The organism is Thermotoga sp. RQ2 (assembly GCF_000019625.1).
In the GTDB taxonomy this organism is placed as follows: Bacteria; Thermotogota; Thermotogae; order Thermotogales; family Thermotogaceae; genus Thermotoga; species Thermotoga maritima.
The window spans coordinates 1,871,071-1,877,693 of the sequence record NC_010483.1 but is presented as its reverse complement, the minus strand read 5'-3'; the positions used below and the strand labels follow the sequence as shown (position 1 = coordinate 1,877,693).

The 6,623-nt window shown below is 46.1% G+C and carries 8 protein-coding genes; 3 read left to right on the top strand and 5 right to left on the bottom strand.

Annotated features, from left to right (window positions below):
* Nucleotides 1-64: 64 nt before the first annotated feature.
* Genes TRQ2_RS09550 through TRQ2_RS09535 form a run of 4 tightly spaced genes read right to left on the bottom strand, consistent with a single transcriptional unit; the run spans nt 65 to nt 3,268 of the window.
* A complete protein-coding gene (locus TRQ2_RS09550) occupies nt 65-247 on the bottom strand; it encodes a ferredoxin (RefSeq protein WP_004080635.1) in 183 nt (60 codons plus the stop codon).
* 38 nt (nt 248-285) lie between these two features.
* Nucleotides 286-1,026 carry a DUF4895 domain-containing protein gene (locus TRQ2_RS09545; RefSeq protein WP_012311392.1) on the bottom strand — a complete coding sequence of 247 codons (741 nt, stop codon included), beginning with the start codon at nt 1,024-1,026 and terminating at the stop codon, nt 286-288.
* Nucleotides 1,023-2,216, bottom strand: coding sequence for a VWA-like domain-containing protein (locus tag TRQ2_RS09540; RefSeq protein ID WP_012311391.1), 1,194 nt, complete (start codon nt 2,214-2,216; stop codon nt 1,023-1,025). Before TRQ2_RS09540 ends, TRQ2_RS09545 begins: the two co-directional genes overlap by 4 nt.
* Nucleotides 2,213-3,268 carry an AAA family ATPase gene (locus TRQ2_RS09535; protein WP_012311390.1) on the bottom strand — a complete coding sequence of 352 codons (1,056 nt, stop codon included), beginning with the start codon at nt 3,266-3,268 and terminating at the stop codon, nt 2,213-2,215. Before TRQ2_RS09535 ends, TRQ2_RS09540 begins: the two co-directional genes overlap by 4 nt.
* A gap of 67 nt (nt 3,269-3,335) precedes the next feature.
* On the opposite strand from TRQ2_RS09535, the gene TRQ2_RS09530 reads away from it, so the two are divergent.
* A complete protein-coding gene (locus tag TRQ2_RS09530; RefSeq protein ID WP_049749674.1) occupies nt 3,336-3,743 on the top strand; it encodes a hypothetical protein in 408 nt (135 codons plus the stop codon).
* Entirely contained in the window at nt 3,709-4,167 is a 459-nt protein-coding gene (locus TRQ2_RS09525) for a restriction endonuclease (RefSeq protein WP_012311388.1), read from the top strand. The genes TRQ2_RS09530 and TRQ2_RS09525 overlap by 35 nt, the downstream gene beginning before the upstream one ends.
* Here the strand turns inward: TRQ2_RS09525 and TRQ2_RS09520 are convergent.
* Nucleotides 4,148-5,317: a PD40 domain-containing protein gene (locus tag TRQ2_RS09520; protein ID WP_012311387.1), complete on the bottom strand. Its 1,170-nt coding sequence runs from the start codon at nt 5,315-5,317 to the stop codon at nt 4,148-4,150. The two genes, TRQ2_RS09525 and TRQ2_RS09520, sit on opposite strands and share 20 nt — an antisense overlap.
* Nucleotides 5,318-5,344: 27 nt before the next feature.
* Here TRQ2_RS09520 and TRQ2_RS09515 point away from each other — a divergent pair, with 27 nt between their 5' ends.
* The gene (locus TRQ2_RS09515) at nt 5,345-6,622 is read left to right on the top strand and encodes an ArsB/NhaD family transporter (RefSeq protein WP_012311386.1); all 1,278 of its coding nucleotides are present in this window, start codon (nt 5,345-5,347) and stop codon (nt 6,620-6,622) included.
* Nucleotide 6,623 lies beyond the last annotated feature (1 nt).

Below are 6,623 nucleotides of genomic sequence, written 5' to 3'. Positions count from 1 at the left end.
TCAACGGAGAAAAAGAAACAGATCTGAAAAATTTCTAAAGGGGTGGAAAACCCCACCCCTTACCTCACTCTTCTACGCTGATAGCTCCGGTTGGACAGCTGTCAGCGGCGTCCTTCGCACAGGGAAGATCCGTTTCGGGCTGGAGGACCTTTGCCTTTCCATCGTCACCGAGCTGGAAAACGTCAGGACAGAGATTCTCACAAACTCCACATCCAATGCAGGCATCTGCGTCAACTCTTACCTTCATGTTTCGTCCCTCCTTGAAAGGTTTTTGCACGGTATTTATTATAACATTGAAACGAGTACCTCATACATTCTTTTCAATTTTTCCATAAAATCTTTCGCAAAATATTCCATGTCAAAGTCTTCTTCGAAGAACTGATCGTATCCTACTCTGAGTGTGAGAAAGGCCTGTTCCATAGGATTCTGCGCAGGTTGAATGCCCTTTTTCTTTCTCAAAACAACACCCATTTCGTGGAGCAGCGAGATGTGTTCTTTATCTACCCACTCTGGAGTTTCAAGGAACACATCGATTCCCTCGTTTCTCAGAACGATCTTCAGTCGCGATTTTAAAAGTTTCATCATCTTTTCCAGATTCTCATCAGATACCCTGTTTTGGAAGAGAAAGAACTCCATGTTTTTCACTTTTTCTTGAAGGAATATTTTTTGAAGCCAGCTTTCATTTCCGGCGGACCTTAAAACCTTCACCTTCAACGGCATCCTGAATATTCCCGCGGAGACCGAATCCACCCTTTCGAACAGCTTCGTGTAAAAGGCGACCATGGATTCCGGCACATCTGCTTCCACCTTGTATATGCACGGTTCCCTATCGAAGGGATCTTCAACGGAGAGATTCAGAAGTCTTCTGTCGGATGTGTCAACCATGAGAAACAACGACGGGAAACGGTGTCTCTTTATTCTGAGCACAAACGTGTGAAGATGCACGTTGTCAAGCTTACTCTCGTAGTCTTTAAGAGGATTGTGTACCGATGTTTCCTTCAGAAGAAGTTCCAATTCCCTCTTCATGAAAGGACCACCACCGCATCTCTTCCATACATCTTTCTCGCTTCCTTGAGAAATTCTTCGTTGTGATACCTTGAGAGCACGAAAAGGATTCTTCTCCTTGCGATCGGAACGTCGGTGTGACCATCCGTGAAGACAACTGTTCCCTCTGACCTGAGGACCCTTTCTGAGTAATCGATCGCTGGCTGAAGATCTGTGCTTCCTCCTCCCACAATCTCCAGATCCTTCCACTTTCCAGATCTGTACTTCATAGCCGATGTAACACTCTTGTCAACCTGAACGAGCCAGAGTTCTTCCCCTGCTATGTTCGAGATCTTCTCGAGTTCGGAAATAAACTGGTTCAGCTCCTTCTCCACAATACTTCCGCTGGTGTCCACCACAGCGGCTATTCTGGGAAGGTACTCGTTCCTCCAGCCAGGGAGGTGATCGTACCTTCTGTTTGGCCTCAATGGAGTTGTGTAGCGATCCGCTTTTATCGAAACACCGAAGAACCTCCTGAGGAGCGTTTTCCAGTCCAGTTCGGGATTTTCTATTGAGAGCGAAACTTCTCTTTTTACTCCGGAGGGAAGAGTATCTCCAAAGAGGTTGAAAGCTTTCTTGGTTCTGTCTTTTGTGAGGTCGAGGATCATCTCAACTGGAACGTCTTCCTCGAACAGTCCTGAGTGGTCGTCGACGTTATCCCGAAACTCCGCCACCACTTCCACATCATACCTTCCGAGTCTTTCCATCTCCTCTAAAATCCATTTATGGTACGCTTCAGCGTTTTCGAACATCATCCACTCCGGTGGCAGTACGAAGAGCGTATCGTTGTCTGTCGCGTGACCTTCCTTCACAAGTACGTCGAGCGGTATCCCAAAAGCTGCAAGTTCCGGGATGTACTGATTTATAGCGGCATCCATGGCAAGATCCCATATCTTTCTGTCTCTTTCATCCTTGGGTTTTATTCGAAAGTGCTGGAGAACGATGTGCATGACCTCGTGTATCAAAAGAGCCTGAAGCATTCTCAGAGGCTTTTTTTCTATCGCTTCTGGATTGTACAACAACATCACATCTCCGGTTGTGGAGAAAGAGAGTTTCAGATTTCTCGTGTTTTTCGATGGTACCAGCTTGACACCGAGAAGAACGTAATAATAGAACGGTGATTCCTTTCCTATGTTCAGCAAAGCCTTTCTGAGATTTTTTTCACCTTTCATAGCTCGTTCACCATTTTTCTCATGTCTTCTCTTTCCAGCATCTTCTCGAGTATTTTATCGAAGATCCAGGACTTTTCTCCTTCCTTTTGAGCTTCATCGACCAGAAATCTTAAAACACCGTAAAAAGATTCCCTGGGCATGATTTCGGAAAGTCTGACCAGGTTCTTCGATACGTCGTCCAGGTGTCTTTCAAGTGTTCTCACGTCCACTTTACTCAGAAAGTCCACTATCCTGAGAACAAGAGTGTTCGCAGCGTGTATGTCTTCCAAATTTTCTATCTTTCCATCAAAGAGCACACTTTCCACAGAAGGGATCTTTACTCTCTGAAAGAACGAATCATAAAAGGCCTTTGCAGCCTCTGGCCCCACGATTCCTGCCGCGATGACGTAGCCGTACTTTTCTTTTTCATCATCCGTCAGAGTTTTCAGCACATTTGAGAGCTTGTACCAGCTTCTCGGGGAAGGTTTCAGGGATGTTCTTAGGGAGAGACTTCTTTCGGAGAAAAGGAACTCAGGGTAGTCCCTTATGAAGTCTCTCACTTCTTTCGATACATTGTTCTTCTCAGCCCACTCCAACCACTCGGAGACATCCGGGTTCACTTCCAGAATGAAGAAGCGAGATATGAACGCAGGATCTGTGATGAGATCGGCCTGATCGTACTCTTCCTCCGGGGGGTTCATGGCTGCCATGATCCACGTTCCTTCCGGCAAGATATGGTTGTGAATTCTTCTATCCACAAGGAGCTGCATGATCGCGTTTCTGACAGAACGATGGGCCCTGTTTATCTCATCGAGAAAAAGAATCGTATCGCCGCTTTCGGGCCACCAGTCTGGTTTTAAAAATACTGTTTTCTCTTCTGTGCGGGCGGGAAGTCCTATCAAATCACCCGGTTCCATCTGAGAAAGAACCAGGATGATCAGCTCTCTTCCAGTTTCCTCAGCTATGTCCCTGGCGATATCCGTTTTTCCCACACCGAAATGCCCTACCAGAAGCGGTATCTCACCAGCCATCATGATCTTTTTTGCGAGGTACTTTGCCTCTTCTACGCGCACCCTTTCACCTTCCTTTCTCCATCTTCAAATGATATCATGTATTTCTGGGTGGGGTGGTAAGGTGGAAATACTCGGGATCGTTCTCGCAGCAGTCGTTATTTTCATCGTTTTCATCCTGAGTCTGATCGAGAAAAGGAAAAAAGTCGATGTTGAAACCGTTTGCCGAACTGTAAAAAGGTACTACGAAGGCAGAAGATACCAGATCTCTCATAAAACAGTGAACGGTTGTGAAGTGTTTCTGATCAAAAAAGGTCTCAGAAAGATCATCATCTGTGTGGGCAGTGTGAACTTCGATGTGGTGAAAGAAATCCTCTACATGGCGTACACGAACAGAACACGTGACATCAGAGTGGTCTATTCTTCCATCACTAAGGAATCTCTGGAAGCGTTTGGAAGAATGAGAAGAAATTCGAAAATACACAAAACGAAGGTGAAAATGCATGATTTATATCATTTTGAGTCTGTTGTCTTTTAGCCTTCTTGTTCTCTTTCTGCGATGGGGGAAGAAAAGGAGAAAACAAGACCTCAGAAACCTTCTCGAGGCGGGTCTCAAGAATCCATATCAGTTCGAAGAATTCGCTAAGGAATATCTGAAAGAAAAAGGTTTTAGATCGGTGAGAACAACGCGAAAGAGTAAGGATTTCGGGGCGGATATCGTTGCGAAAAGACGAGGAAGCACAGTGGTTTTCCAGGTGAAGAGAAGAAATTCCACGGTGGAGAAAGAGGTCGTGAAGGAACTCGTTGCGGCGGCCTATATTTATGGTGCCACGGAAGTTGGAATTTTCACGAACGGCGAGCTTTCCACCGGCTTGAAAAAAGAGCTCGAGGAACTGAAAAGATCGGGTGGTTTCATAAAGAGGGTCCATGTAATAAAGAACATCAATCCTGAGGAATTCTGAAACGGACGATCCATATATCTGGTTCGCTCCCTTTGCTGTACACAGAAAAGGCTACAAGTTTTCCATCTTCAGAGAACGCAGGATAGAACGCATCGTAGGGGATGTTCTCGGTGAGGCACCACACCTTCCCAGAAACCAGGTCTTTCGCGTAGATTCTGAAAACTCCGTCTCTGTTGGAAGAAAAGATCAGGTAATTTTCAAACACGTCCGGGTCGAATTCGTTGTAAGGACTGTCCTCGAGAACTGTTATCGTTCCATCTGGAAGCAGCTCGTATATCCCAAAATTCGATTCTTTGAGTCCCACGAACACGATACCCTGATTTCCTTTGGCCGGTGTGAAAACCCAGTCGAATGGAAGATAGTACGTCTTTTCTTTCATTGTTGTCAGATCTTTCACAACCAAGTGATTCGAAGTTGCATCTTCCTGAACGTAAACTACCGTGTTGTTGTCGATCCAGTTCGGATTGTAGGAAGCGTACCTGCCACGTGAGATGAGCTGTATCTTCTTCGAGTAATCGGACGAGAGCGGCATGTAATAGATGTTCCAGTTTCCATGGAGTGAGCCCTGGAAAAGCAGGTATCTTTCATCCGGTGATATTCTCGGAAAGTACTCGCTGCTGCCGTAGATGGACATTGGAACGAGTTCTCCGTTTTGCCTGTCGATCAAGAACAAGTTTCTGTTGCCGGAGAGTCTTTCAGAAGAGAAAACCAGGTATCTGCTTGAAAAGTCACAGTACTCATCGAGTGCGGGATGATAGGTGAGCCCGAACACATCTGGAAACTCATTTTTGGAAAAGAGATAGAAAGAGACCTTCTCCAGGGGAAAAGAGGCACACTCCATCACGAAATCTCTGTAATATTTGTAGCCCCTGGGATTGTACTCGTACCTTGCAACTTCATTTCCGTGTTTCCATTCTCCCACATAGAGGTTGTCCGTTGCGTTGTAGGAGAGGAAAAACGTCATCGAAAACGTCGCCGTCGAAGAGTTTGTGATCGTCGCTTCTTTCGGAAGAAGTTCCAGAATTTTCTCCTGAACATCCGCAAGAACAGAAGAAGCCTCTTCGGTGCTGAACATACTTAAATTGAGGGTTACAACAGAGAAAGAAACCAGGGGTATAATAGCAAAGATAAACAGAAACATCTTCTTCATCGATCTCTTACCTCCGGAGGAGATATTTTGTTCGAAGACGCCGTTGTTTCACTTCTGATCTTTATAATAGTATACCTCTTCATCGTCTTGGAAAAACACCACAGAGCGGTTATCACCATGCTGGGAGGAAGCGCCACACTCTTTCTTGTGTTCAAAGATCCCATCGAAGCACTCGTCAGGTACGTGGACTTCAACACCATATTTCTCTTGATAGGCATGATGATCTTCGTTGCCGTCACAAAAAGAAGTGGTCTGTTTCATTTTCTGGGATTGTACTCCGTGAAATTTTCCAGAGGAAACGTGTTCTTTTTCTTTCTTTCGATCAACTTTCTTGTGGCCCTTCTTTCATCCTTCCTGGACAACGTGACGACGATCCTCGTGTTCGTGCCGGTTACCCTCGTGGTCTGTGATACGGTGGATCTCGACCCGGTGCCCTTTGTAATATCTGAGATCATCTCCTCGAACATAGGCGGAACCGCCACGATGATAGGAGATCCTCCGAACATCATGATCGCTTCGGCGGCAAAACTCCACTTCCTGGATTTTGTTCTCAACGTGGCCCCCGCAGCCGTTCTGGTATTCTTCGTTGTAATGGGGTTTCTCTCGATCGTCTACAGAAGGGTCATCTTCAAAAAAGTGCCAACAGAGGTGGTCAAAGGGTTCGATCCAAGAAGGGCCATCGTCAACAAAAAACTCTTCTATCTGTCCATAACGCTGACAGTTTTTGTCCTCGTTCTTTTTTCCCTCCAAAAGGTGCTCGGGCTGGAGAGTTTCGAGGTGGCCCTGTTCGCCGGGTTCTTCTCTCTTGCTTTCCTGAACAAGGAGGAAATAGAAGGAGTTCTCAAAGAGATCGAATGGGGCGTCATTTTCTTCTTCATAGGTCTTTTTCTCGTCGTCGGCGGGCTGGAAGAAACGGGTGTTCTGGAAAAGATCTCGGCTCTTGTTTCCAGAATGTCAGGCGGAAAGATGGAACGTGCACTGATATCTGTTCTGGGGATATCCGGCATCAGTTCAGCATTCGTCGACAACATTCCGTTCACGGCCACGATGATTCCGGTGATAAAGAAACTTGCGATTCTGTCGCCGGAGAATTTTTCTGACCTGAGGCCTCTCTGGTGGGCGCTTTCTTTAGGAGCGTGTCTGGGGGGAAACGGTACCCTGGTTGGAGCGTCTGCGAACATCATAGGAACCTCATTGGTTGCGGACAGAAAACACATCACGTTCTGGGATTATTTCAAAGTGGGTTTTCCTGTACTCTTAATCAGTCTTCTGGTTTCTGGGGTGTACCTTTTGTTCAGATATTGAG

Bases quoted from the DNA above. Each gene is read 5' to 3' on its own strand.
- TRQ2_RS09540 (WP_012311391.1), bottom strand. From the start codon at position 2,216: ATGAAAGGTGAAAAAAATCTCAGAAAGGCTTTGCTGAACATAGGAAAG.
- TRQ2_RS09545 (WP_012311392.1), bottom strand. From the start codon at position 1,026: ATGAAGAGGGAATTGGAACTTCTTCTGAAGGAAACATCGGTACACAAT.
- TRQ2_RS09520 (WP_012311387.1), bottom strand. From the start codon at position 5,317: ATGAAGAAGATGTTTCTGTTTATCTTTGCTATTATACCCCTGGTTTCT.
- TRQ2_RS09550 (WP_004080635.1), bottom strand. From the start codon at position 247: ATGAAGGTAAGAGTTGACGCAGATGCCTGCATTGGATGTGGAGTTTGT.
- TRQ2_RS09525 (WP_012311388.1), top strand. From the start codon at position 3,709: ATGATTTATATCATTTTGAGTCTGTTGTCTTTTAGCCTTCTTGTTCTC.